Here is a 318-nt window from a genome sequence, read left to right as displayed (position 1 = left end):
CCATAACCGTCCGGCCTTCCGTTTGGCCTGTTCGATCCGCTTGGACTTTGTTGAGGCCGAGGCCGCCGTTCGGGTCTCTTCTTCCTCCACCAACTGCCCATTTCTCCACCAAATCCCGTCGATTCGGGCCGCCATCGCCCTCAGAAACGCCCGAAGCCCTTGGTCTTTCCAGCTGCGGCGGGATTTCACCCGATGCGCAAACCGGCTCATCACGCTCTCGGCGTGGCCCATCGGACGCATGCCGGTCGTCTCCACCCCTTGCTCCGACAGCCACTCCCGATAGTCCCGGATGCATCCCGGCATCGACTCGATCCGACG

At 63.2% G+C, this 318-nt stretch carries 1 protein-coding gene; it reads right to left on the bottom strand.

Annotated features, from left to right (window positions below):
- Positions 1-318 (bottom strand): UPF0236 family transposase-like protein (locus tag NET02_RS16320; RefSeq protein WP_284058491.1); only part of this gene is annotated, 318 nt, incomplete at both ends.

Source organism: Thermalbibacter longus (assembly GCF_023806485.1).
Lineage (GTDB): Bacteria > Chloroflexota > Chloroflexia > Thermomicrobiales > Thermomicrobiaceae > Thermalbibacter > Thermalbibacter longus.
This window is presented reverse-complemented; position numbering and strand designations above follow the sequence as displayed.